1 protein-coding gene is annotated in these 1,866 nt (G+C 61.4%); it reads left to right on the forward strand.

Annotated elements, in window-relative coordinates; genetic code table 11:
- Nucleotides 1–1,866: bifunctional aconitate hydratase 2/2-methylisocitrate dehydratase (locus PMI35_RS00010; RefSeq protein WP_008066785.1), on the forward strand; the 1,866-nt coding region annotated here is incomplete at both ends.

A 1,866-nucleotide genomic window follows, 5' to 3' on the forward strand; every position in this document is an offset into this window, starting at 1 on the left:
AGCAGATCGAAGAAATGCGCAACGCCGGCTTCCCGATTGCCTACGTCGGCGACGTGGTCGGTACCGGTTCTTCGCGTAAATCGGCGACCAACTCGGTACTGTGGTTCTTCGGCGACGACGTTCCTTACGTGCCGAACAAGCGTGCCGGTGGCTTCTGCTTCGGCAGCAAAATTGCCCCGATCTTCTACAACACCATGGAAGATGCTGGCGCACTGCCAATCGAATTCGACGTTTCCAACATGCACATGGGCGACGTGATCGACCTGTACCCGCATGCTGGCAAAGTCTGCAAGCACGGCACCGATGAAGTCCTGACCACCTTCGAAATGAAGACCCCGGTCCTGTTGGACGAAGTTCGTGCTGGCGGCCGTATCCCGCTGATCATCGGCCGTGGCCTGACCGAGAAGGCTCGTGCCGAGCTGGGTCTGCCACCTTCGACGCTGTTCAAGAAACCTGAAGCACCGGCTGAAAGCACCAAGGGTTTCACCCTGGCGCAGAAAATGGTCGGCAAGGCTTGCGGCGTGACCGGCGTTCGCCCGGGCACCTACTGCGAACCGAAGATGACCACCGTGGGTTCCCAGGACACCACCGGTCCCATGACCCGTGACGAACTGAAAGACCTGGCGTGCCTGGGCTTCTCGACCGACCTGGTGATGCAGTCCTTCTGCCACACCGCGGCTTATCCAAAGCCGATCGACGTGACCACCCACCACACCCTGCCTGACTTCATCATGACCCGTGGCGGCGTTTCCCTGCGTCCGGGCGACGGCATCATCCACTCGTGGCTGAACCGCATGCTGCTGCCAGACACCGTCGGTACCGGTGGCGACTCGCACACCCGTTTCCCGATCGGCATCTCGTTCCCGGCCGGTTCCGGCCTGGTTGCGTTCGCCGCAGCCACTGGCGTCATGCCGCTGGACATGCCTGAGTCGATCCTGGTTCGCTTCAAGGGCGAACTGCAACCAGGCGTCACCCTGCGTGACCTGGTTCACGCCATTCCTTACTACGCGATCCAGTCCGGACTGCTGACCGTAGAGAAGAAAGGCAAGAAGAACGCTTTCTCCGGTCGCATCCTGGAGATCGAAGGCCTGCCTAAGCTGACCGTCGAGCAAGCCTTCGAACTGTCCGACGCCTCGGCTGAACGTTCGGCTGCCGGTTGCACCATCCAGCTGTCGAAAGAGTCGATCGCTGAATACCTGCAGTCCAACATCACCCTGCTGCGCTGGATGATCGGCGAAGGCTACGGCGATGCACGCACCCTGGAGCGTCGTGCCCAGGCGATGGAAGCCTGGCTGGCCAACCCTGAGCTGCTGGAAGCGGACAAAGACGCTGAATACGCCGAAGTCATCGAGATCGACCTGGCCGACATCAAGGAGCCTGTACTGTGCGCTCCGAACGACCCGGACGACGCTCGCCTGCTCTCCAGCGTTGCTGGCGAGAAGATCGACGAAGTGTTCATCGGTTCCTGCATGACCAACATCGGCCACTTCCGCGCTGCCGGCAAGTTGCTGGAGCAGGTCAAGGGTCAGCTGCCAACCCGTCTGTGGCTGTCGCCGCCGACCAAGATGGACGCTCACCAACTGACCGAAGAAGGCTACTACGGCATCTACGGCAAGGCTGGCGCGCGCATGGAAATGCCGGGCTGCTCGCTGTGCATGGGTAACCAGGCACGTGTAGAGCCGAACTCGACCGTCGTGTCGACTTCGACCCGTAACTTCCCGAACCGTCTGGGTGACGGCGCGAACGTCTACCTGGCTTCGGCTGAGCTGGCGTCCGTGGCTTCCATCCTGGGTCGCCTGCCGACCGTCGAGGAGTACATGGAATACGCTGGCAAGATCGACAGCATGGCGGCCGATGTCTACCGCT

The sequence above is a fragment of the Pseudomonas sp. GM78 genome (assembly GCF_000282475.1).
In the GTDB taxonomy this organism is placed as follows: Bacteria; Pseudomonadota; Gammaproteobacteria; order Pseudomonadales; family Pseudomonadaceae; genus Aquipseudomonas.